Source organism: Rhodococcus sp. NPDC006774 (assembly GCF_040636045.1).
In the GTDB taxonomy this organism is placed as follows: Bacteria; Actinomycetota; Actinomycetes; order Mycobacteriales; family Mycobacteriaceae; genus Rhodococcoides.
The window spans coordinates 63,714-86,149 of the sequence record NZ_JBEYIW010000016.1 but is presented as its reverse complement, the minus strand read 5'-3'; the positions used below and the strand labels follow the sequence as shown (position 1 = coordinate 86,149).

At 64.2% G+C, this 22,436-nt stretch carries 25 protein-coding genes; 8 read left to right on the top strand and 17 right to left on the bottom strand.

Annotated elements, in window-relative coordinates:
* Positions 1-53 precede the first annotated feature (53 nt).
* The 3 genes from ABZ677_RS21195 to ABZ677_RS21185 are packed head-to-tail and all read right to left on the bottom strand — an operon-like array spanning position 54 to position 3,395.
* Complete coding sequence (locus ABZ677_RS21195) at positions 54-929, bottom strand: pseudouridine synthase (RefSeq protein ID WP_358372895.1); 876 nt, start codon at positions 927-929, stop codon at positions 54-56.
* Positions 930-932: 3 nt separating this feature from the next.
* A complete protein-coding gene (locus ABZ677_RS21190; RefSeq protein ID WP_037191530.1) occupies positions 933-1,775 on the bottom strand; it encodes a rhodanese-related sulfurtransferase in 843 nt (280 codons plus the stop codon).
* 18 nt (positions 1,776-1,793) lie between these two features.
* A complete protein-coding gene (locus ABZ677_RS21185; protein WP_230596294.1) occupies positions 1,794-3,395 on the bottom strand; it encodes an alkaline phosphatase D family protein in 1,602 nt (533 codons plus the stop codon).
* 178 nt (positions 3,396-3,573) lie between these two features.
* On the opposite strand from ABZ677_RS21185, the gene ABZ677_RS21180 reads away from it, so the two are divergent.
* The gene (locus ABZ677_RS21180; RefSeq protein WP_037191532.1) at positions 3,574-5,046 is read left to right on the top strand and encodes a cryptochrome/photolyase family protein; all 1,473 of its coding nucleotides are present in this window, start codon (positions 3,574-3,576) and stop codon (positions 5,044-5,046) included.
* 192 nt (positions 5,047-5,238) lie between these two features.
* Positions 5,239-6,552, top strand: a complete 1,314-nt coding sequence (locus ABZ677_RS21175) for a DUF222 domain-containing protein (RefSeq protein WP_358372890.1) — start codon at positions 5,239-5,241, stop codon at positions 6,550-6,552.
* A 158-nt stretch (positions 6,553-6,710) separates the two neighbouring features.
* Here ABZ677_RS21175 and ABZ677_RS21170 read toward each other — a convergent pair whose 3' ends face one another.
* On the bottom strand, positions 6,711-7,766 hold the full coding sequence (locus tag ABZ677_RS21170) for an iron-siderophore ABC transporter substrate-binding protein (protein ID WP_358372887.1): 1,056 nt from the start codon (positions 7,764-7,766) through the stop codon (positions 6,711-6,713).
* 101 nt (positions 7,767-7,867) lie between these two features.
* Here ABZ677_RS21170 and ABZ677_RS21165 point away from each other — a divergent pair, with 101 nt between their 5' ends.
* Positions 7,868-8,704, top strand: a complete 837-nt coding sequence (locus tag ABZ677_RS21165) for an SDR family oxidoreductase (RefSeq protein ID WP_358372884.1) — start codon at positions 7,868-7,870, stop codon at positions 8,702-8,704.
* Entirely contained in the window at positions 8,701-9,195 is a 495-nt protein-coding gene (locus ABZ677_RS21160) for an SRPBCC family protein (protein ID WP_358372881.1), read from the top strand. Before ABZ677_RS21165 ends, ABZ677_RS21160 begins: the two co-directional genes overlap by 4 nt.
* On the opposite strand, the gene ABZ677_RS21155 is transcribed toward ABZ677_RS21160, so the two are convergent.
* Complete coding sequence (locus ABZ677_RS21155; protein WP_094633549.1) at positions 9,186-9,707, bottom strand: DinB family protein; 522 nt, start codon at positions 9,705-9,707, stop codon at positions 9,186-9,188. The two genes, ABZ677_RS21160 and ABZ677_RS21155, sit on opposite strands and share 10 nt — an antisense overlap.
* Positions 9,708-9,804: 97 nt before the next feature.
* Between ABZ677_RS21155 and ABZ677_RS21150 the strand changes: the two genes are divergently transcribed.
* A complete protein-coding gene (locus ABZ677_RS21150; RefSeq protein ID WP_358372878.1) occupies positions 9,805-10,839 on the top strand; it encodes an NADPH:quinone reductase in 1,035 nt (344 codons plus the stop codon).
* Positions 10,840-11,063: 224 nt separating this feature from the next.
* Here the strand turns inward: ABZ677_RS21150 and ABZ677_RS21145 are convergent, their stop codons facing one another.
* From ABZ677_RS21145 to ABZ677_RS21095, 11 genes are all read right to left on the bottom strand, one after another.
* Positions 11,064-11,543 carry a hypothetical protein gene (locus ABZ677_RS21145; protein ID WP_358372875.1) on the bottom strand — a complete coding sequence of 160 codons (480 nt, stop codon included), beginning with the start codon at positions 11,541-11,543 and terminating at the stop codon, positions 11,064-11,066.
* Between the two features lie 172 nt (positions 11,544-11,715).
* Positions 11,716-12,483 carry a hypothetical protein gene (locus ABZ677_RS21140; RefSeq protein WP_358372872.1) on the bottom strand — a complete coding sequence of 256 codons (768 nt, stop codon included), beginning with the start codon at positions 12,481-12,483 and terminating at the stop codon, positions 11,716-11,718.
* The gene (locus tag ABZ677_RS21135) at positions 12,480-12,674 is read right to left on the bottom strand and encodes a hypothetical protein (protein ID WP_358372869.1); all 195 of its coding nucleotides are present in this window, start codon (positions 12,672-12,674) and stop codon (positions 12,480-12,482) included. Before ABZ677_RS21135 ends, ABZ677_RS21140 begins: the two co-directional genes overlap by 4 nt.
* Positions 12,650-13,363, bottom strand: coding sequence for a hypothetical protein (locus tag ABZ677_RS21130; protein WP_358372866.1), 714 nt, complete (start codon positions 13,361-13,363; stop codon positions 12,650-12,652). The genes ABZ677_RS21135 and ABZ677_RS21130 overlap by 25 nt, the downstream gene beginning before the upstream one ends.
* Positions 13,339-13,974: a hypothetical protein gene (locus ABZ677_RS21125; protein ID WP_358372863.1), complete on the bottom strand. Its 636-nt coding sequence runs from the start codon at positions 13,972-13,974 to the stop codon at positions 13,339-13,341. Before ABZ677_RS21125 ends, ABZ677_RS21130 begins: the two co-directional genes overlap by 25 nt.
* Positions 13,975-14,048: 74 nt before the next feature.
* The gene (locus tag ABZ677_RS21120) at positions 14,049-14,630 is read right to left on the bottom strand and encodes a TNT domain-containing protein (protein WP_037190289.1); all 582 of its coding nucleotides are present in this window, start codon (positions 14,628-14,630) and stop codon (positions 14,049-14,051) included.
* A gap of 115 nt (positions 14,631-14,745) precedes the next feature.
* A complete protein-coding gene (locus ABZ677_RS21115) occupies positions 14,746-15,513 on the bottom strand; it encodes a hypothetical protein (protein ID WP_052047600.1) in 768 nt (255 codons plus the stop codon).
* On the bottom strand, positions 15,510-18,287 hold the full coding sequence (locus ABZ677_RS21110) for a Tox-REase-5 domain-containing protein (protein ID WP_358372860.1): 2,778 nt from the start codon (positions 18,285-18,287) through the stop codon (positions 15,510-15,512). The genes ABZ677_RS21115 and ABZ677_RS21110 overlap by 4 nt, the downstream gene beginning before the upstream one ends.
* The gene (locus tag ABZ677_RS21105) at positions 18,284-18,568 is read right to left on the bottom strand and encodes a hypothetical protein (protein ID WP_358372857.1); all 285 of its coding nucleotides are present in this window, start codon (positions 18,566-18,568) and stop codon (positions 18,284-18,286) included. The genes ABZ677_RS21110 and ABZ677_RS21105 overlap by 4 nt, the downstream gene beginning before the upstream one ends.
* A 110-nt stretch (positions 18,569-18,678) precedes the next feature.
* Positions 18,679-19,083, bottom strand: coding sequence for a hypothetical protein (locus ABZ677_RS21100; protein ID WP_141216669.1), 405 nt, complete (start codon positions 19,081-19,083; stop codon positions 18,679-18,681).
* 101 nt (positions 19,084-19,184) lie between these two features.
* Entirely contained in the window at positions 19,185-19,787 is a 603-nt protein-coding gene (locus tag ABZ677_RS21095; RefSeq protein WP_358372920.1) for an MspA family porin, read from the bottom strand.
* A 525-nt stretch (positions 19,788-20,312) separates the two neighbouring features.
* Between ABZ677_RS21095 and ABZ677_RS21090 the strand changes: the two genes are divergently transcribed.
* Positions 20,313-20,687 carry a hypothetical protein gene (locus ABZ677_RS21090; protein ID WP_141216668.1) on the top strand — a complete coding sequence of 125 codons (375 nt, stop codon included), beginning with the start codon at positions 20,313-20,315 and terminating at the stop codon, positions 20,685-20,687.
* A gap of 100 nt (positions 20,688-20,787) precedes the next feature.
* On the opposite strand, the gene ABZ677_RS21085 is transcribed toward ABZ677_RS21090, so the two are convergent.
* The gene (locus ABZ677_RS21085; protein WP_037190294.1) at positions 20,788-21,261 is read right to left on the bottom strand and encodes a phosphoribosyltransferase; all 474 of its coding nucleotides are present in this window, start codon (positions 21,259-21,261) and stop codon (positions 20,788-20,790) included.
* 82 nt (positions 21,262-21,343) lie between these two features.
* On the opposite strand from ABZ677_RS21085, the gene ABZ677_RS21080 reads away from it, so the two are divergent.
* Both ABZ677_RS21080 and ABZ677_RS21075 read left to right on the top strand, forming a co-directional pair.
* Positions 21,344-22,012 (top strand): class I SAM-dependent methyltransferase, encoded by a 669-nt coding sequence (locus ABZ677_RS21080; RefSeq protein ID WP_358372853.1) that lies wholly within the window; start codon positions 21,344-21,346, stop codon positions 22,010-22,012.
* Positions 22,013-22,021: 9 nt separating this feature from the next.
* Positions 22,022-22,384 (top strand): VanZ family protein, encoded by a 363-nt coding sequence (locus tag ABZ677_RS21075; RefSeq protein ID WP_037190297.1) that lies wholly within the window; start codon positions 22,022-22,024, stop codon positions 22,382-22,384.
* Positions 22,385-22,436 lie beyond the last annotated feature (52 nt).

Sequence of the window (22,436 nt, the reverse complement as noted above, 5' to 3'; positions counted from 1 at the left end):
GCTAACCTCGCGTCCCAATTGTCACAATCGTCCGAACGAACGATGGCCGGCCGTCAGAGCTCGAGGGTTCGGGCACTGACGAAGCGCCTGGGCTCGCCTGTGAGCGGATCCGTGAAGTTCAGAGCCCGGGCGAGGAGTTGCAACGGCCGGGTGAAGTCATCGGCCGGGACGGAAGAGAACACCGGATAGTACGGGTCGTTCGCGATCGGAATTCCCAACGACGACAGATGGATTCGCAGCTGATGCGTCTTGCCCGACTTGGGGAAGAGTCGATATCGGGCGGCGGCACCGAACGTATCGACCAGTTCGATCAGGGTCTCACTGTTCGGCTCCCCCGGCTCCTCGTATGCCGTCATGACCCCATGCTCTTTGAGGATTCGGCTTCGCACCACGCGCGGAAAATCCAGTGCTGCATCGAATCCCGCAACGGCCTCGTACTCTTTGGTGACGTTGCGCGAGGAGAAGAGCTCCTGATAAGGCCGTCGGGCATGCTTGGTCTTGGTGAAGAGCAACACCCCGGCTGTCGCGCGATCGAGTCGATGCGCGGGCGTCAGGTCGGGGCAGTCGAACTGCCTGCGTAGGCGCACGGTCGCTGTTTCGGTGACGTGCCGACCGCGTGGAATGGTGGCGAGGAAGTGCGGCTTGTCGACCACCAGCAGATTTTCGTCCTCGTGCAGGATACCGATCTCGAACGGCACCGGAACCTCCTGCGCTGGAACACGATAGAAGTACACCTGACTGCCGGCGCGATACCGCGTGTCGACGGAGATCGGCCTGCTCTTCTCGTCGACCACTTCGGCGTCGCGAATGGCCCGTCGCCAGTCGTCTTCGGGCATCTGTCGTTCGAGATATTCCACAATGGTTGTGGCCGAATCACCATGCGGCAACAGCAGTCTCAGCGGAGCGAGACCGTCCCGGAAGGGCAGCATTGTCTAGGCGCAGTCGAGACAGATCAACCGCAGACCACGGCCGGCGTCGCCGTCGAAGTCCTGGTACCGGGACGTCGGGTTGCCGCAGGCACTGCAGCGACCGATGACGGCGGTGTGGTCGGAGAAGTTCTGCGCCATCCGCTTGTCGAAGACGAACAACGACCCCTCCCAGAGCGCGTCGTCGCCGAAAGTTTCTGCGTACCGAACGATTCCGCCGTCGAGCTGATATACCTCCTCGAAACCACGGGCCACCATCAGCGAAGACAGCACCTCGCAGCGGACTCCCCCGGTGCAATACGTGACCACCGGGGACTTCTTCAGATGGTCGTAGGCACCGGAATCGAGCTGGGAGACGAAATCCCTCGTCGTCTCGACGTCGGGCACCACCGCGTTCTTGAACTTTCCGATCTCGGCTTCGAAAGCGTTGCGGCCGTCGAAGAAGACGACGTCGTCCCCGCGGGAATCGACGAGCTCGTGCACCTGCTCCGGGCTCAGGTGAGTGCCGCCGCCGACAACCCCGTCGGCGTCGACCTTCAGTTCCCCGGGGGCACCGAAGGTGACGATCTCGTCCCGGACTCGCACGCTCAGGCGCGGAAAATCGTTTCCGAGCCCCTCGGACCACTTGATGTCGGCCGACTTGAACGCCGGGTAGCTACGGGTGCCGCGCACATAGCGTTTGACGTCGTCGACGTCGCCGCCCACGGTCGCGTTGATGCCGTGTTCGGAGATGAGGATGCGTCCGGTCAGATTGTTCGACGCGGCCAGCGTCTGCTGCCACAGCCTGATCGCTTCGGGATCGGGCAGCGGAGTGAAGACGTAGAACAGGACGATTTTCGGTACAGCCACGCCGACCAGTATGGCGCGTTACCCGGCAGGTGGTGCCGCCGCCCGGACGCGCTGGGTGCCGGAGTCGACGGTGAAGCCCGCTCCCCAGTAGACCGCGGTCTGCGGATCCTCCTTGGCGGTGAGGAACCAGTGGTCCATCCGAGCCGCCGTCTTGGTGACCTCGAAGACGCCGAAGCCGTGACTGTCGAGGTCCACGAACTTCACGTGGTGATTGAGCGCCTTGAACGCCTCCTCGGCTACCCGGCCCAGCGTGTGCGGCGGAGTACGCGTCAGGTCGTCGATGTTGGCCGAGCTCACCGAGGTGACGACCAGCTCGGTGGCAGCAGGCTCCGTCGTTGCGTAGTGCGCCGCGTCGAGCGGCACCTCGCAGGCCCAGGCCGAGTGGATATCGCCGGTGATGAAGACGGTGTTGTCGACGCCTGCGTCCACGATGGCACCGAGCAGCTTGCGGCGGTCGGCGGTGTACCCGTCCCACGGATCCGCGTTGTACGGCAGGCCGCCCTCCGGGATTCCGAGAAGCGAGGTGACGGCCCTGGCTGCATCCCGGTCGAGCGGTGGGATGAGAGTGGGCGTGATCATCACCGGGTTGCCGACGATCTTCCACTGCGTCGGCGACGAGACAATGCCGTCGGTGAGCCACTGCATCTGCTCGGCACCGGTGATGGTCCGGTTGGGCGAATCGACCTCGGGCCCGTTGAACGGCAACACCTGCTGCGAGCGGTAGGTACGCAGATCCAGCATCGAGAGTTCGAGCAAGTTGCCGAACCGGAGCCTGCGGTACAGATGACGGTTGGTCGCGGTGCCTGCGGCGCGCACCGGCATCCACTCGTAGTACGCCTGCTCGGAATTGGCCTTGCGCGTGTACCAATCACCCTCGGTGGCCGGAGTGTGGTTCTCCGCGCCGCCGTCGTAGGCGTCGTTGGCGGACTCGTGGTCGTCCCACGTGCAGATCCACGGCACGTCGACGTGGGCGGCCTGCAGATCCGGGTCGGACTTGTACTGACCGTGGCGCTGACGGTAATCGGCGAGCGTGACGATCTCGTGCGTGGGCGAATGCTGGCGGATCACCCCGTCGCGGCCCGGGAACCCGCCCGTCTCGTATTCGTAGATGTAGTCACCGAGGTGGACGATGGCGTCCAAGTCCGTCCTGGCGGCCAGATGCCGGTAGGCCCCGAAGTAGCCCGACTCCCAGTTGGAGCACGAGACGACCCCGAATCGCATCGCGTCGATATCGGCATCGTTGGCCGGGGCGGTGTGCGTGGTGCCGACGGCCGATGCCGCGTCGCTCGTCCGGAAGTCGTAGAAGTACGTGGTGTCTGCTGCGAGGCCGTCGACGTCGACCTTGACGGTGTGATCGGTGTCGGGACCGGTTGCGACGGTTCCGGAGGCAACCACGTCGCCCATGTCCGCACTACGGGACATGCGCCACGTCACCGATACCTGCGGGCCGACGCCGGAGCCCGGGGTGGCGTCGGGCGTGGGGGTGATGCGGGTCCACAGGACGATCGCGTCGGGCAACGGATCTCCCGACGCCACCCCGTGCAGAAAGCCTCGATCGCTGCCCTGCGCGTGGGCAGTCGCCGGCAGGGTCGTGGCCACTCCGGCCACTGCGACCGCCACCGACGACGAGCGAAGAAACGTCCTTCTGGAAAGCGCAGACTCAGCGTGCATCGGGTCAGTCCATGCGATGGACGGTCGATGGTCAAGTAAGGCGCGCCTGGGTCGGCCACAGTGTTCACCGACCGGCCATGAGCCGGATACTGGTTTGCCTTCGTCGCTGCGGGAGAACACTCCGAGAATGGACGCTCTGTGGTTGTTCGGTGATCAGCTCGGCCCGCACTTTCACTCGGTGGACGAGCATGCCGAGCGAGACGTGCTGATGATCGAGTCCCGGCGCGTGTTCCGGCGTCGGAGATACCACCGGCAGAAGCTGCATCTCGTGTTGTCGGGCATGCGTCACCTGGCCGAGGAGCTGGGTGATCGCGTCACCTACCTGCAGACCGAGACATATCGGGAAGGGTTGGCCGAGTACGGAAAGCCCGTGGTGGTGTTCGAGCCCACCTCACACGCGGCGGAGAAGTTCGTCGCCGCGTTGCACGAGGAGGGCCTGGTTTCGGAGATTCTGCCGACGCCGATGTTCGCACTTCCCCGCGCCGATTTCGCGGAGTGGGCAGCCGAGCGCGGCACCTTTCGGATGGAGACGTTCTACCGCGAACAGCGTAAGAAGTTCGGGGTGCTGATGGAGGGATCCGAACCGGTCTCGGGCAAATGGAACCTCGACGCCGAGAACCAGTCGCCGCCACCGAAGGGACGCCTGACCCTGGGCGTCGAGGAACCCTGGTGGCCGACCGAGGACGCGATCGACGACCAGGTGCGCGCCGACCTCGATGACTGGGGCCTCGACACCGTCGGGGTCGACGGACCTCGCGTGTTCGCGGTGACTGCTTCTGAGGCGTCGGAAGCATTGGCGCACTTCGTGAACTATCGCCTGGACGACTTCGGCAAGTACGAGGACGCAGTGATGGCCGACGACTGGACGATGTCGCACTCACTGCTCTCGGTCCCGCTGAACCTCGGCCTGCTGCAACCGCTGGACGTGGCGCACGCCGCCGAGGACGCCCACCGAGACGGCACCCCGCTGGCGAGCGTAGAGGGTTTCGTTCGGCAGATCCTCGGCTGGCGCGAATACGTGTGGCACCTGTACTGGCATCTGGGGCCGGAGTACCTCGAGCGCAACAAGCTCGAAGCGCATGAGCCACTGCCGAATTGGCTGACGGAGTTGGACGGCGACGCCGTGGTGGCGAAGTGCCTGTCGTCGACGGTGGACGGCGTGCGCGACCGCGGCTGGGTGCACCACATTCCCCGACTGATGATCCTTGGAAACTTTGCGCTGCAACATGCCTGGGATCCGCGAGCGTTGACCGACTGGTTCGCAACGGCTTTCGTCGACGGGTTCGCCTGGGTGATGCCGGTGAACGTCATCGGCATGAGTCAGCACGCGGACGGCGGAGTGATCGCAACCAAGCCCTACGCCTCGGGCGGGGCGTACCTGAACCGCATGACCGACTACTGCAAGCCGTGCGAGTTCAACCCGAAGAAGCGACTGGGCGACGACGCCTGCCCGTTCACCGCCGGCTACTGGGCCTTCGTCCACCGGCACCGCGAGATGTTGGCGCTCAATCACCGGACGGCGCGTCAGGTGTCGTCGATGAACCGATTGAGCGACCTCGAGCAGGTGTTGGAACAGGAACGGCAACGCGAGGTGTACTGACGCATCAGGAAATGCACCGATGTTCGGGTGCATTCGTCACAGCAAAGTGGCCGAGACGCGCAATCTTTGGGTGCCGCCGGTCCTCTACCACGACGTACCGACAGGTTCCGATTCGCGAATCATTATGCACAGCAATAGTTTTCGATTGCACTATGGTTGCCAGTCGAACGCGCGTTCGATACACTTGCTCGCATGACCACGGAGATCTGGCAACTGAGCGAGAGTGAACTCCTCGCCGATGCCGCTGCGGTCTCTCACCGGATCCAGTTGTTGGAGGCCCGGCGGATTGCTCTCGTCGCCGAGATCGACACCCGCGTGAGCCGGGAGAAGCTCGGTTTCCCAGGACCCGCCGGCTGGCTGACCTACACCACCCTGCTCTCACCGTCCAAGGCCACCAAGATCGTCGCCCTCGCCCGCGGCATGGCTGCATTTCCCGACATCGCCGACGCCGTGAACACCGGTGTTATGTCGATCGATCACGCCGCGTTGATCCTCACCTTCGCCGAAACACCCCCGGAGAACCTGCCGGAAGAGGGTCGCGATGCCGCACGTAAAGCTCTGATCAAGGCTGCGACAGGACCCGACGCTCGTACTGGCCGGATCCGTGCAGCGATCACCAGACTCGAAGACAGCTTCGGCAGCAAGAAACCACCCGCCGAGAACACCGACCGCAACGAACTCTTCGCCTCCACAACCCTGAACGGGCGACTGGTACTCAAAGGCGACTTCGATGCGATCACCGGAGAAAAGCTGCTCACCGCACTCTCGCCGTTGACCGAACCCCACCCCGCCGCCGACGGAACCCAAGACGACCGCAGCCCCGCCAAGCGCAGAGCCGACGCCTTCGGACACATCCTCGACCAATACCTCGCCTCGAGTGATCGCCCCATCGAAGGCGGTGAACGCCCGCATCTGAACCTGCACATCAGCCTGCGCGATCTCACCGACCTCCAGAACTGCGGCGACGCCGACGACATCACCGACGACGAGAACACCCGCACTGCAACCGAACCCGCTGCCGGGCCTACCGCCGATCGCGGCGCGTATCGCGACTTGTTCGGCGACGGCACCACGGTCGGGTGGCTCCCGTGGATGGGACCCCTCTCCCGCAATACTTCCCGCCAGTTGGCCTGCGACTGTGTCCTCACCGCCATCGTCATGGACGAGAACGGCAACCCGTTGAACCTCGCCCGCACTGCCCGTACCGTCACCGCCAAACAACGTAAAGCTCTCACCGCCCGCGATCACGGCTGCGCGTTCCCCGGCTGCGGAAAACCCGCCGCCTGGACCGAAGGCCACCACATCTGGCACTGGGGCGACGGCGGCCCCACCGACATGAACAACCTCGTCCTGCTCTGCGGATTCCACCACCGCCTCATCCACCACTCCGACTGGGAAGTGTTCATCGGCACCGACAACCACCCCTGGTTCGTACCACCCGCAACCGTGGATCCCTACCGACAACCGAGACCATCCCACGCCCGCGCAGGCCCCCACATCGCCTGAACCCCAGGAAAGACTCCAGCCCCGCACCGAGAACACGGTGCGGGGCTGGAAGCGATTGTCTTACAAATCGATAGGGCCGAATCAGGGATCAGTCATCGCGGTAGTGCCACATCACCTCGACCACGAGTCGCGTGGTTTCTCCGCTTCGCTCGATCAAGCTATGACGTGCGGGCGTCGAGCTTCGCGACAGCCTCGTCGATCATCGGCACGTATCGCTCGAGTGCCCACGGCACCGTCAACGGATTGATGATGGACGACCCGGTGACGAACGACTGATCCGTCGGCGCCACGACCGAACCGCGGGACACGGCCGGGATCTGCTTGTAGGCAGGCTGATTCTCGGTGTCGGTGCGGTTCTGCGGATCCGAGTAGAAGGTGAAGATCAGATCCGAGTCGTTCAACAGATTCGCGTTCTCCAACCCGATGACCGACGAGTCGGTGCCCTCCGTCTCGTCGAGCGTGTTCACCACCGGATCGACCTGCAACCCGAGTGCTCGCACCATCGCAACGCGTTGCTCGTCGGCAAGAAACACTCCGAGTGTCCCCGGCCCTGTGTTGTAGATGTACGAGAAACTCACCCCCGCGTATTCGGGATGCTCGGTGGTGGCGTCGGCGAAGCGGCCTTTGATCTTCTCGATCTCTTCCGCCGCCTTCTGCTCCTCCCCCATGGCCTTGCCAATGACGGTGATCTGGTCTTCCCAGGTGATCGTCCACGGCTGCTCCTCGTACGCGACCACCGGTGCGAATGCGCTCAGCTTGTCGAACTGATCCTGCGTAACGCCGGACCACGGGGCCAGAATCAGATCGGGTTCGAGGGCAGCCACGGCTTCGATGTTCAGTTCGGTTCCACCGGTGAACTGTTGGGGAAGTTCGGCACCCAGCTCGGTCACCGCGTCGTGAACCCACGGCAGATACCCGGTGTCGTCGGCACCCCACGAATACTCCTCGACGCCGACGGGAACGGTGCCCAGCGCGATCGCCGTTTCGGCCGAGCCCTGGCCGAGCGTGACGATGCGCTCCGGCTTCTCGGTGATGACAGCCTGGCCCAAGGCCGAGTCGATGGTGACGGTGGCGAAGTCTCCGGAGTCGCCCTGTTCCGACTCGGCAGTATCGGTGCTCGAACACGCACCGGCCACCAGGGCCGACACCGCGAGCGCGGACAGGAGGGACGCGCGGCGAGTGAAACGTCGACCGGCAGTTGAAGCAGAGAACATGGAAACCTCTCGACAGACTAGCGGGTTGAAAGTAAGTCAAGGCTAACCTACAAGAGCCGTTCGAATGCACTGCACATTGGGCGTTCGCTACGGTGGGAGCCATGAGCCTTCCTCGTCCCGCCCCTGATCGGACAGCCGTCGTGACCGGAGCGTCCTCGGGAATCGGAGCCGCGATCGCGCGCGTGCTCGCGTCCCGAGGCCATGGCGTCACCCTCGTCGCCCGGCGTGCCGACAAGCTCGAAGATTTGGCACAGGAAATCCGCGCTCGGGGAGTCCGAGCCGACGTGCTCGCAGCAGACCTGTCCGATCGCAGCACTCGCGCCGAACTACTGGACCGCATCACCGAGCTCGGCCTCATCCCGGACATCCTGATCAACAACGCCGGACTGTCCACGCTCGGACCGGTCGCAGAATCGGATCCGGATGCGGAAATGAACATGATCGAGGTCGACGTGGTCGCAGTTGCAGACCTCTGCACCCGATTTCTCCCCGGCATGACTCAGCGAGGACGCGGCGCACTGCTGAACGTCGCCTCGACTGCCGCCTTTCAACCTCTGCCCGGTCAGGCCGGCTACGGCGCGTGCAAGGCATTCGTGCTCTCGTACACGCAGTCTCTCACCGGTGAACTGCGCGGAACCGGCGTCACCGCCACCGCACTGTGCCCCGGACCGGTACACACCGGATTCGGCGAGGCCGCAGGATTCGCGAAAGACGATGCTGAGAAAGCACTTCCACCGATCATGTGGGTGGACGCGGAAACGGTGGCCAGGACTGCCGTCGACGACATGGCCAAGGGGCGCATGGTGTCGATTCCGGGAGCGGCCAACCGCATCGGGTCCATCTTCGCGCAGATCACCCCGCGAACAGTGTTGGTGCCCATGCTCACTCGCATTCACCCCGGCCTGGGCAAGAACGCCCGCAAGGGAGCCTCGTCATGAGCCGCGAACTCACCGTTTCGGACAGCATCGTCATCGCTGCCGATCCGAACACGCTGTACGCCGCGATCAGCGACCCTACGCGGATGGGTGAGTGGAGCCCCGAAAACAGAGGTGCCACCGTCCACGAACCCCGCGAGAGTGCCTACGTGGGAATGGTGTTCGACGGAACCAACAAGCGCGGCCGAGCGAAGTGGGTCACTCGCTGCACCGTCACAGCGGCCGAGCCTGGCAAGACCTTCGAGTTCCGCGTCCACGCCATCGGCAAGAGCGCTCCGAAGATCACAGGCGCGAACGCAACCTGGCGTTACGACTTCGAACCGGTCGCAGGTGGCACGAAAGTCACCGAGACCTGGACCGACGACCGGACGAAGTGGCCCGACGCGCTGGCTCTCGTGTTCGACAAGATCGTCACCAGCGGTAAGACGTTCCCGCAGTTCCAGCGTCGCAACATTCGCAAGACGCTGGAGAACCTGCAGAAGGTCTACGCCTGATCTCGAGCCTGCCGGGTGTACAGGCCGAGAACGTAGGACGCCTGCCCGGCATGCTGAAGGTCGTCGGACACCACCGACACCAGCCGCGCACCCAGTGTGACCGGCGGATCCCAGTTCTCGTCGACGATCCGGTCCAGATCGTCGGTCGAGATGCTGCTCAGGTAGGCAACGGTTTTCGAGTACACGGCATCGTGGTACTCACGCAGCAGCTCGGCGCTCGAGGTGACCTGAGCGACGTCCGAGGACGACTGGCCGTACCCGATGTCCGACTTGTCGAACGATAGTCCGAAACGCTCGAACCACGAGTCCGACGTCCAGACCTGCTCACTCCCGGCCACGCCCGCGATGTGATCGTCCTGCACCCGCGTCAGGTGCCACAGCAACCACGCGATGCTGTTGGCGTCGGAATCGGGTCGATACGTCAGCGCGGCCGCGGGGATGTCGTCCAGTACCGCGTGGACGAGTTCCTTGATGCGGCCGAACGCGTCGGTGAGCAGGTCGTTGTGGTTCATTGATTACGCCTCTTTCGTCGAGCACTGATAACCAGTCATGCATACCCCGATTGCCTCGCAGGGAACATCGGGGCGGCCCGAGCGCGTTGGACCGGATATGACTGCTCCAGCAATTGTGTACACCCGCACCGGCGACTCGTCCGTCCTCGAACTGAAAGATCGCGAGGTGACCGAACCTGCCGCAGGCGAAGTCCGCGTGCGCATCGTGGTCTCGGGAGTGAATCCGACGGACTGGAAGAACAGAACCGGTTCCGGACCGGGTGAGAAGCTGGCATTCGACGAGGTGGTTCCGAACCAGGACGGTGCCGGAGTGATCGACGCCGTGGGCCCCGACGTCGACGGCGTCTCCGTTGGAGATCGAGTCTGGGTATACCTGGCCCAGCATCAGCGCCCGACCGGTACAGCCCAGTCTTTCGCAATCCTGCCTGCCTCCCGAGTGGTTCCGCTGCCGGATGGCGTCGGATTCGACGTGGGCGCAAGCCTCGGAGTGCCCGCGATGACGGCGCACCGCGCGCTGACCGTCTCCGAGGACGGACCCACCCGGCTGCACCCGGGCGCACTCGAGGGTAAGTCGGTACTCGTCGCCGGTGGTGCCGGTGCCGTCGGCCATGCCGCGATCCAATTGGCCCGCTGGGCGGGCGCGACCGTGGTGACGACGGTCAGCGGACCGGAGAAGGGCGCGCTGGCGACCGCGGCGGGCGCGCACCACGTGGTGAACTACAAGGCCGGCGACGCCGCCGTCGAAATTCGTGAATTGGTCCCTGCCGGAATCGATCTCATCGTCGAGGTTGCTCCCGCACAGAACGCCGCACTCAACGCGGCCGTGGGAGCGAACCGCGCCTCGATAGCTGTGTACGCCAACAACGGTGGCGACACCGTGACCCTCGACGTTCGACCCAACATGGTGCTCAACACTCGCTACCAGTTCGTCCTCCTGTACACCGTGGGCGACGAGGCTCTTCGCAACGCCGAGGCGGACGTCAGTGCTGCGGCAGCCGCAGGTGTTCTGGAGGTGGGCGAGGCCACCGGTCTACCGCTGCAACGCTTCTCGCTGAGCGAGACCGCCGCAGCGCACGACGCCGTGGAGAACGGTGCCGTCGGCAAGGTGCTGATCGACGTCTCCAGCGAATAAGTCAGATGATGACCGGCAACGTGGACCACGGGAAAACGATCCACCTGCCGGTCATACGCTGCCAGTAGTACTGCTGCTCAACGATTCTGAGATCGGCAGGCGCTGACAAACGCCCCAACATCGGAGGCTGCGACTTCGGGGTGATCGCGACCGGCACAATCGTCGATGCGGGCAACCACAAGTCGGGTGCACGCCCGGTCGGATCGGAGAAGACCAGGCTGGCCTCAGGTTGGGTAGAAGGCGTCGAGGTCGAATTCGCGGAGGTGGTGTTTCGTGCGGTCGATGTCTCCGTTGGTGGCCCACTCGAAGAACAACTGCGCCGCGTCATCAGCGGTGAACACCTCTTCGGAGTAGACGGTGAGGGAGTGTTTGCCGCCGAAGAAGGGGATTTCGACGGCGGGTTCGCCATATCGGGGGCCGGGTCGGCCGATGACGAACAGGCGATGAACACCGTCGATGAGAAACCTCAACTCGACCGACATCGCCTGCGCCGACCCAGCGGCTTGGATGTAGCTTTCGCTCATCGCGGTTTTCTCGTCGTCGCTGAGATCCTCGTAGTACCGGCCCTCTGGGACCTTCGAGACCGTCAACGCGGATCGCTGTATTCCATCGAACCGCGAGAGCAGCTGACCGAACTGCCAGGGAGCGTCGATCCGATGCTCGATCATTTTTTGCTTGCCGCCGTTGGATACGAACAGAAACATCAGGCTCCCTTCTGAGGCGGTGGTGTCGACTCATCGCCGGTACGGCGACGTCCACACCTGAGGTGTACCCGCCAGACGGGGCGAACGACGGGCGTCGAGACACTGCGCCCAGACAGTGGGGCAGGGGTGACCGGCAGAGCGGGCCGAGCGAGGATCCGGGTGCCAATGCGGGTCAGGTCGGGTAGCCGAGGGCACGGCGGAGGTCGAGAATGTCCTGGAGGTCGACATCGAGTGGCGCGTCACCGAGCCGAACCAAAGTACCGGCGGTCACGGTCTCGGTGTCGGCGACAGCAGGCAGCAGAGTGTGATCGAGAGGCACATGCGGTGGGATGAGAGTTTCCCACCCGATCTTGAGTTCCTTCGCCAGTCGGGTGTTGATGGCGCGTTGCCGGTCGAGGGCGTCGAGGCCGGTGAAATCGATGCCCAGTTCCCGTTGCGGTCGGGAATACTTGCTGACGCTCCAGCGCCCGTTCTCGGCGTTCCAGTGATCGAGGATCGCTTTGAGTACCGCATCCCCGACACGGGCGGTGAGCAGCTCGGATGCGTCCCCGACAGCGTGCTCCGGTCGAGGAAGAGTCACATTGACCAGGTTCGTTCCCGCGGTCGCTCCGACCGAGAAACTCACCGACTGCCTCTGCCGACGGTCGGGGTGCACGAAGTGGACCCCGTAGCCGGAGACGTAGGACCCTGTGGGTGGATCGTCTCGTTTTCTGCGTTGATAGATCCGGCGGAGTCCATCGATACTCAGATCCGCCGGACGACCGCTCTGGTGTTCCCCGAGCAGCAACAGCTCCGGCACGAGAGCGGGATCGATCGCGGTGAGGGTATCGAGGAACGCCCGGGTGGTGGCGGCGAGCTCGTCGACGCTCCGAGGACGACCGACGCTCTGCGAGCGATCACTCCAGTAGCCGATCACCGTCGGAGTGTGTAAATCCATCATCGTCGGATCCTTTCGAGCCAGTCGGCAAGTGACAGTACGTCGATCTGCTCGAGGTCGTCCTCGAAGCTGTTCTTCTCCGCCTCACCGAGAGGGTTCCTGCTCGAGTTCACTCCTGACATCGGATGTCGAACCGCGGGCGCGCCGCCATCGATACGGGTCGAGAAGGTCAGGACCGCACCGGTTTCGGCCATGCTGTCGCATCCTCGGCAGTCACTTTCGGATGCGCGACGATCACCGCGATGAACGCCGCAATCGACATACCCAAACCGTGCGACAACGTCGCAACCACCCTGTCACCCTCGAGCCATGCACTCGGATCATCTTCGAGGAAATAACGAAACTGAGTATTCGACCGACCCAACAGGTGCGCAACGACACCGGGCCCGATCGTGCCGTTCCACATCCACGCCACGCTGCCCAGGTAACGGCCGCTGCGCCACGTCCGAAACGAATCGAGCACCCCCGCTGCGTAGCCTTTCACCGCATCCTCGAACCGGCCGAACGTCACCGACCCACCCTCGAGGTTGCGCTCGTCGCCCGACATCACCGCATACCCGCGCGCAGTCTTGCGCACCCCGTCATACCCGGCGAAGTACCCACGACTGCGTGGAAATTCGGTCACGACATACCCGTCACCGGAAAACACCGGATCGGTCCACTCCACCCCGAACGCAGCAACAATCACCGACCGCAAATACTCCACCGCCGCCGTGAACTGAGCCACCTCGCCATCGGTCAACGACCCCACACCAAGGGAATTGTTCTCCTCCGCCTCACGAAGAGGGTTCCTGATCATGTTCACTCCTGACTGGATGTGCTTCTCACGATGCCGAACCAGCCATACCGGTCGAAGGGTCAGGGTCGCACCGGTTTCGGCCATGCCGTCGCATCCTCGGCAGTCACCTTCGGATGCGCGACGATCACCGCAATGAACGCCGCAACCGACATACCCAAACCATGCGACAACGTCGCAACCACCTTGTCGCCTTCGAGCCATGCACTCGGATCATCTTCGAGGAAATAGCGAAAATCCGTGTCGTACGGCGGATTCAACGACTGCCTCACCACACCGGGTCCGGTCGTGCCGTTCCACATCCACGCCACACTGCCCAGGTAAAGGCCACTGCGCTCCATCCGAAACGAACGAATCACCCCAGCTGCGTAGCCTTTCACCGCATCCTCGAACCGGCCGAACGTCACCGACCCACCCTCGTAACCCCGCTCGTCGCCTGACATCAGCGCATACCCACGCGCAGTCTTGCGCACCCCGCGATACCCGTCGAAGTACCCACCACCACTGCGTGGAAATTCGGTCACGACGTACCCGTCACCGGAAAACACCGGATCGGTCCACTCCACCCCGAACGCGGCAACAATCACCGACCGCAAATACTCCACCGCCGCCGTGAACTGAGCCACCTCGTCATCGGTCAACGACCCCACACCAAGGGAATTGTTCTCCTCCGCCTCACGAAGAGGATTCCTGGTCATACTCGCTCCTGACTGTGGTGACACCTGTCGATGCCAATCTCCCGCGGCCCGCCGAATACGCGCAAGGCCGCAGGTCACGGGGTAGCTCGCGGATAGACCAGTTCGATGATGTCCGCATCCATCATTTGCTCGATGGTCAGCCGGAAGTAGTTCGTGATGTCCGCGTAGTCAGTACTCCGACGCAGGGTCGGGAGTCCGGTCGTTGTGTCGATGCGGATGACCATGTATTGGGTCCCACCGCCAGGAGCAGCGAATGCCTCCTCAATTTCGCCCATGAGCACCGCGAGATTCGCCGGTAGCGGCTGACCGACGATGTATCGGTAGTACTCCTCGGCCGCACTCTCCGGCGGAACACTCCGAGTGGGAAACATATCGTGGTCCGCCCCGAGGAAGTAGCCGTTGGGTGAGCCGAAGCGGTCGAAGGCCGCTCCGGCCGGGAACTGCGATAGCCGTTCGTAGATCGGTCTTTTCGTGACGGTGTCGCAATCGAAACCGTAGTGCTTGGGGTAGTGGACACGCCCTCGACGTTGCTCCGTTCTCGACGACGCTCCGGCTTGGGCGAACGGACCGGAGGGCAAAGCAACCACGGAATCGAGCCGCAGAGCACTAAACAGCGCGTCACCGGCAGTACCGCTGGGGTCCCGGTTGTAGTCCACGACTGCTTTATGGCCTCGCCCGATCCCCGCAGATCCGACCCCACTTCGGCACGTCCGTCTATTCTGTTGCTACCGCTCACATTCGGAGAGAACCGAAACAGTAAGCGACGGAGGATCATGTCGGGTAGCCGAGGGCGCGGCGGAGATCGAGAATGTCCTCGAAGTCGACATCGAGTGGCGCGTCACCGAGCCGAACCAAAGTACCGGCGGTCACTGTCTCGATGTCGGCGACAGCAGGCAACAGAGTGCGGTCGAGAGGCACCTGCGGTGGGATGAGAGTTTCCCACCCGATCTGAAGTTCCTTCGCCCATCGTTTCCTGGCCTCGCGTCGCTCTGTCCATGATGTGCTCGATGCTTTACCGAGGACCAAGTCTCGCTGAGGTCGGGAATACTTTTCCAGGTCCCAGTGAGCTTCAGTGGCGTTCCAGTGGTCGAGGATCGCCTTGAGTACCGCATCCCCGACGCGGGCGGTGAGCAGTTCGGATGCGTCCCCGACGGCGTGCTCCGGTCGAGGAAGAGTCACATGGACGACGTTCGTTCCCGCGGTCGCTCCGACCGAGAAGCTCACCGACTGTCTCTGCCGGTGATCGGGGTGCACGAGGTGCACCGAGTAGCCGGAGACGTAGGACCCCGAGGGGGGATCGTCTTGTTTTCTGCGGTGGTAGATCCGGCGGAGTCCCTCGATACTCAGATCCGCCGGGTGACCGCTCTGGTGTTCCCCGAGCAGCAACAGCTCCGGCACGAGAGCGGGATCGATCGCGGCTAGGGTATCGAGGAACGCCCGGGTCGTGGCGGCGAGGTCCTCGGCGCTCCGAGGACGATCGACGCTCTGCGAGCGATCGTGCCAGTAGCCGATCACCGTCGGAGCGTGCAGATCGATCATCGTCGGATCCTTTCGAGCCAGTCGGCAAGTGACAATACGTCGATATTTTCTAGACCGTTCGCACTGAATACTCTCTCGGCGAGGTCGATGGTGTTCTCCTGCAACATTACCCAGATGTGTTCTATGTTCTGGCCCGTGGTGTCGAGGGCTCGGGCTTGTGCTTGGGCTTGATCACGCCATTTGACCTGCCAGATGTCTGCGCCCCAGGTGGTGGGGTTGCCGGCGGAGTCGAAGAGGAACGCGAAGTTGCCTTTGATTTCGGTGACGATGCCGTCGTCGGGGAACCAGCCGTCGAATTTGACTCCGTTGATGGTGTACGCGACGTCGCCGTCGATCCCGGTGGCCAATTCCTGGATCACCCGGTAATCCTTGAGTCGACCGTCGGGGGTGTAGCGGGGACCTTCGCCTGCGGGTGCCCAGAGTCGGGGTTCGCCGAGGTCCGGATAGTTCCCGAGGTCGGGATCGCCGATCTCGGGGCGTGCCAGTGCACCGATGTCGAGGGTGCCGTGACCGGGGACGTCGATGAAGTTCGGTGCGCTCTCGCCGTCGCCGAGTTTCGGGGCGTAGCTCGATTCCGGCGGCGATGTCGGTGCGGCAGGGGTGGACGAGGTCGGGGGTGCGGTGACGGTGGGCAGGTCGGTGGGGTCGTCGAGTGCGGTGGGGTCGTCGAGGTCGGTGGGGTCGAGAGCGTAGGGGTCGAAGTCGTCGAGGCCGGGCCGGCGCGGTGCCCCGGGAGCCTCGGGATCGGGGACGACCCGGTCGGTCTCGGTCGGTGCCGGGGTGATGGCGGCGGGATCACCCGATGTCGGGTCCATGGGGATGCCGGTGGGGTCGAGAGCGGGTACGGGCCGGTCTCGAGGCCGGGTCGATGTTCCGGGACCGAGGTTCGGCCGGGTGGGTGGTTTGGCCGAGATGATCAGGTCGTCGAGGCGTAGAGCTCCCGAGATCGCGCGTGTCCCGCGCAGTGGGGGAACGATCAAGCTCATGAGTTCCGGGGTCTGATCCACTACGGAGCCGGAGTCGAGGTGCTGCGACTGACGCAGGACCGGCTCGCCGGTACTCCAGTCGTAGAGGTACAGATTTCCGGTGGCATGGTCGAAGACCCGCCACGGTCGACCGTCGTCGTCGTAGGTGACCTGCAAGTTGCGGGTCAGCCCGTCCGGGTCGGTGTAGGTCCAGGCCCAGACGTTGTCCACCTCGCTGGCACGGCCCTCGAGGTCGCCGGGCTCGATCCCGCTCTCACTCACCGGCGGGGCCTGCGCAGACTCGAGCCGCGCCGCGGCATCGTCAGCGGCCTGCTCAGCGGCGGCTTGGTCTGCGGCCATCTGCTGATAGGTGTCGGTGGTCGCTTCGGTGGTGTAAGGCAAACCGGCATCGGTGCCGGTGCCGGTGTAGCGGTTGGTGGTGCCGTTACCTTGGTCGACGGTGAGGTCGGTACCGTCCTTGACGGTGTCGGTGGTCGGTTGATATGGGCTGTATCCGGGGTCGGGATCACCGACGACGGCGATACCGCCGGGTTGACCACTGATCGCGTCCTGCCCGTTGTACAACGGTATCGCCGTCATCTCTCTGCCGGTAGCGATGTTCTCACCGCCGGACGGCGGGTCCGCGAGGATCGGATACAGAATGTTCTCGATGCCCACAGTGTCGACGACCTGGACCAGATGTCCGTCGCGGATCTCGAAGTGCGTGGGAATCGGTGTGCCGTCGGCGTCGTACGCCCACGGCGCGGCGACCGTCGACACCGGGTTTCCGTCGGCGTCGACGACGGTCACCGAACCGTCCGGATCGACCGACATGCGCCCCCCGGGCGGCACGTCGACAGGAATCACCGATTCGTGCGACGACGACCGGTCGTGGATCAAGAACAACGTGCGCTGTCCCCCACCCGGATCGGGGACGGTGATCTTCGACTGCCCACCCTTGTCGTACTGCATCAACGGCGAAGCAACAGTGCCGACCGCTTGGGACAGTACCGATTCCGGAGTCCGGGCACCGAACGGGGAACGACGCCCACGCACACCGATCCCGCCGGCAGTGAACGCGGCAGCACCGACCAACACCAGTTCGAGATAGCGCTCACGCCCGTCGCCCTGGCCGACCCCCACAGTCGGGGATCCAGCGTCCGGAACCGGTTGCGCCGGTGCGGTATTCGAATCGGTATCGGTGGGTATCGGTCCCGGCCCCCGATCGGGAACCGCAGTGGGTGCAGTCGATCCCGCAGGCTGCGGCGACGACGGAGCACCACCACTGGTCGCCGTCGCAGCCGGGACTCCTGCAGGACTCTCACCACCCGGGGCCGCTGGTGCGCCGGGTGTCACGGTCTGCACCACCCCCGGCACAGGGACAGGGCCGGGGCCGGGGACGATGGGGGTGCCGTTGTAGGTGGGAAAGTTCGTCGGAGCGTTCGCTCCGACGTTCGGGCCACCGCCGGGTGCTTGCGCGCCCGGCAGTCCCGCGGTGCTCGTCGGCGGAGCAGTCGTGGTCGTCGACGGCGCGGTCAGGCACGGATTGATGTACTCCGGTGGGACCGGAGAGCCCGGCGGTAGAGAGGCAATCAAGTTCAGGTAGATCTGATGATCCCGCGCCCGCACCGCCGCACAATCCTCCGCCGGTCCCGCCGAGGCGGGTCCCGCTGTGAGCACGATCGCGGCACCGATCACCCCGGCAGCCCCGGTCAACAATGCCCCGGCAGCGAGGACTCCCGCCACCGACCTACGCAGCGTCGGGTTCCTCGATGCCGCAGTCGGTTTCGATATCGGTTCCGGCCTCATCGGTGGTCCTGGGCCGCCGTCTTCCGGACCGTGGCAACCAATTTGTCGGTGCCCCACCAGAACACCCGCCCTGCGATCGACATCCACACAAAGAACGCCAGATACACCAGGATCGTCCCGTGATCGGCAGCCCATCCGGCGAGGCGTCCGATCACCGCGAACGCCACAATCAACAACCCGAGCCCGAACACTGTCGCGATCACCGCCGTCGAGGTTTCGTTGCCTACTGCACCGTGGCGGCGGGTCGGTGGGGTCATCGGGTCGGCCGGTGAAGTGGTCATCGAAAGTGAATGCCTTTCTCTTCCAGACAGAAACGCGGGACTCGAGATACCCGCAACCCGCTGGGTCGGAGAGCGGGAGGAGATGCATGTGGACAGGAAGAAGGTGTTCTCTACCAGGGGCAGTTGATGTACGAGGCGGCTGCGGCTGCCCACTTCCCGCTCGGCGGAAGGTAGAACTCGTAGGAAGCGCAACCGTTGGGGTACTGCGCAGCCCGAGCGGTCGCGATTGCCAGGACGTTGGCCGAGGAGTCGATCACCCTCTCCCACCCCTGCACCGGAATCGTGATATCCGCGTTGGCCAGAGCGGCTGGGATACCACTGTCACGGGCCGCGACGGTCAGGGCGTGATTGAGGGGAACCTGCACCACCGGCGCGCCGTAGTACGCCGGAAGCGGCCCTTCGGTCGTCACGGGAACAGCTGCAGCGGCCGGGGCGTTGGCAAGCAGAACCCCGCCGGCAGCAAGCGTGGCTGCTGTGGTGGTGGCTGCGATTCGCTTCGTACGAGTGAAAGACATGATGCTCCTCAGGTAAGGGTGAGTGCGGAAATTGTTGGTCGACAATCGAAATCGCTGCGCATGCATGTAGAGCCGTTGCCGGCTGGAATCGATGTTGTGTGTCAGAGCCAAGTCGGGTCGGAGTACACGAACACACTGTTGTCCGAGGTCGCCGTCGACACCGCGAACTGCGCATAGGAGCGGACCGTGACCGGGCCCGCGCACGCATCGACCTTCACGTGCACGTTCTCCGCCGTGATCGAGGCCTTCGACGCCTCGAGATCCTTCGTGCCCAGCGCAATCGTGGTGATCGTTCCCGGCGCGATGGTGGCCTGAATACTCGGGTTCACCGACGCGTTGACACCGAGGTTCGCCGAGGGAACCCCCGAGATGGACACACCCACCGACGGACCGAACGAGAACCCGAGCCCCACACCGAGTCCGGAGGAGACATCGATCTGACACCCGATCTGCAGGCCCTGTTCGATGTACCCGGTTTTCACCGCCGTGCCACCGGCACCGGTGATGGTGCCGGTGACCTTCGCCGAGACGAACCCCTCCCGCGTGAACGCCGTCGTCGCCACGTTCGGAACCGGGTTCACCGACAAGTTGCTGGCAGTGAGATCCAACGTCCAGCCGTCATCGGTGACCGTGCTCGCGAACTTGTCGGCCAACGGCGTCGGCGTCGCCGACGCACTGCCCGCGAACGCAAGCGAACCCACCATCACTGCCGCCGACACCACCACACAACCAGCCACAGCCCTCGATACGCCACGTCCCCGCACCGCCGAACCAGTCGTAGCGCGTGCCATCGTTTCCATGAGCGAGTCTCCGTACACGATTCGGTGATTCCATCGACCACAATGATTGCTGAAAGATAACTGAAGATCTGCCCGGGACGGTACAACACCCCACGCATCCACGACAGGCCCTCGACACCCGAATCACGCCGGCGACACCCCCACCCGGACGTGACAGAAACATCTCCGGACACGCACGACCAGGCGATTTACCGCACCACAGCGAGTGACGCGCCTCATAGTCACAGAATGGTGACGACCCATAGAGAACGAAAACTTCCAGTAACCCTGACGCAGTAGGGATTACGAGGGCACGCTCTGCAATGTCCGAAGCCGCGCTTCCCCAGCGAGTCGGTTTCGAGCCACTCGACGGGCTTCACAGAACTGCTGTTTGCCGCGGCTCCGAGGCGGCACCCTCCACGCACCGTATGTACTATCTGTCGTACCGCGATGCCCGCGGGCATGCACTGTGCGAGTTCGAGAGGCAGCTTCAACGGTGACACGACACCTGAATTCGGCAGCGTCGACGCCGATCATTCCCACAGCAGGCGTGCTCAGTTGCTGAGAGCGGCAGGCTGCGCAGCGACCTTCCTTCTCGTTCCGGCCACGGTGACCGTTCTGGCCAGAACGGTCGTAGCTCGCGCCGGCCGCACAGAAGGCGTCCAGCACAGCACCGAAGGCTGCAGCGGGTGCGGTCTGGTCGTCTACGACGGCCGCCGAGTTGCTGCGATGATCGCGCCCGAACCTGGCTGGACCATGGGTGACGACGAGCAGTATTGCCCAGACTGCTCGGCCACCAGATTCCACACCTGGGGCTACACGTAGCAGTCGAACACGGTGCGCCGATGATCTTTCGAACTCCGGCCGACACGATCGATCACGTCGACCACCCCGGCCCGACGGCGCAGTCGCCCAGACCGGCAGCTCAGGTGATGACCGGCAGCGTGGACCATGGAAAGTTGATCCACTTGTCGGTCTCGCGCCACGAATAATCCGGCTGCACAATGGTTCTCGGCTTGGTGTAGATGACTGCCGACCGCACGTCGGCGGTATGAGCCTTCAGTAGGTCGATGACCAGAGCCAGCGTGCGGCCGGAGTCGGCCACGTCGTCGACGACGAGCAGCTTCTTGCCGACGATTGCGTCGGTGTCCAGAAGAGGTTCGAGGACAACAGGATCGGGCAGGGTCTCCTCGATGTCGGAGTAGAACTCGACATTGAGGGTGCCGGCAGCCTTGACGCCCATCGCGTAGGAGATCGCACCCGCGGGGATGAGCCCACCGCGAGCGATCGCGATGACGATGTCCGGAACGAACCCGTCGTCGACGATCTTCTCGGTCAGGTCGCGCGACGCGTCTCCGAACGTCGCCCACGTCAGCACTTCACGTTCCGGTTCGGTCATGCCGCATCACTCTACCCACAGCAATTTTGCCGATACGGCAAATAGGTTTGCGTCAACGGCCGGCAGCGGGCAGTCTCGAACCATGGCCGACCACACACATGCTCACACCCATCCCGCCGACCGGACCCACGCAGAGCCGGATTTCGAGAACGGTGCCTTCGACGAAGCATTCTGGGACGACCTCTACAACCAGCGCACCACCATCTGGAGCGGAAATCCCAACGCCGTGTTGGTACAGGAAGCGTCCGCGCTGACTCCGGGACGCGCCCTGGACATCGGCTGCGGGGAAGGTGCCGACTCACTGTGGTTGGCCGGTCGAGGCTGGAACGTGACCGGTGTCGACATCTCCGACGTCGCCCTCGGCCGCGCTCGCGCAGCACAACAAGCACTCGAGCCGCGGACACTCGCGGTGACCTGGCAACAGGAGGACGTTCTGGACTGGACTCCGCCGGCAACGGCGTTCGATCTGGTGTCGGTGCACTTCCTCCAGGTGCCACCGGACGAACTCGAACTGACCACCCGCAGGTTCGCCGCCGCGGTCGCACCGAAGGGACGACTGCTGATCGTCGGCCACAGCCCCAGCGACAGTCACGCCTCGCAGCACCCGGCCAAGCACCGACTGTTCGCTCCGGAACCGGTCGTCGCTGCGGCCGGCGACGGGTTCGAGGTGATCCACGCCGAACATCGCACCCGCATCACGCCCGACGGTGACGAACGCATCGACACGGTCGTGGTGCTGCAGCGCCGCTAAACTCGGGCGGTGTTCTCACCGTCGACGTATCGAATTCCCCTGGCGGTCACGTTCGTGGTTGCGCTGATCGTACTGTTCACCCCCGCGTCCGGGGTGCCCTCGGGATTTCAGCACAGCGACAAGATCATCCACTTCGTACTGTTCGCGGCCCTGGCGTATACGTCGCGACTGGCCGGAATCGACTGGGTCAGGACCGCGCTGTGGGTACTGGCATTCGCGGCGATCTCGGAGGTCCTGCAGGCGAACCTGCCTCTGGGGCGCTCCGGATCGGTCGCCGACGCTCTGGCCGACGCTGCCGGAGTCGCGGTGGGCTCGGTCGCGGCGAGCCGGGTTCTACCGCAGCGCGTCAGGAAAGCCGCGGACCTGCACTAGACTGATTCTGCACCGGGTTTCCTCGGCCAGCGAGTTCACTCCGGAAGGAACG